The 424-nt window shown below is 69.8% G+C and carries 1 protein-coding gene; it reads right to left on the bottom strand.

The features are described 5' to 3' along the window. The coding region (locus FLV34_RS39805) for an acyltransferase domain-containing protein (protein WP_147945639.1) at positions 1-424 on the bottom strand (424 nt) is incomplete at both ends.

The raw sequence follows: 424 nt of genomic DNA, 5'->3' as shown, positions 1-424 counted from the left end.
GTGGGGTTCGGGGTGGTCGCGGCGTAGGACGGGGACGGCGATCAGGTCTGGTTCGTGGTCGAGGGTTTCGCGGATGAGCCCGCTGAGGACGCCGTCGGGCCCGATCTCCAGGAACGTCCGCACTTCCTCGCCCGGCTCCCGGCCCTCGTGCAGCCGCCGTACGACGTCGGTGAAGCGGACGGGGTTGCGCAGGTGGCGGGTCCAGTAGGAGGGGTCGGTCAGGTCGGTTGGGGTGGCGATCTGGCCGGTGAGGTCGGAGACGAAGGGGATGACCGGTCCCGTGGGCGGGGTGAGGGACAGCCCGGCGACGGCGTGTTCGAACTCCTCCAGGATGGGGTTCATGTGGGGGGAGTGGAAGGCGTGGCTGACGGTCAGGGGGCGGACTTTGTAGCCGTGGTCGCGGAAGTGCTGGGTGAGGTGGGTG

The organism is Microbispora sp. CSR-4 (assembly GCF_008033685.1).
GTDB lineage: Bacteria > Actinomycetota > Actinomycetes > Streptosporangiales > Streptosporangiaceae > Microbispora.
The sequence above is the reverse complement of the archived record's forward strand: the minus strand, read 5'-3'. Positions and strand labels throughout refer to the sequence as shown.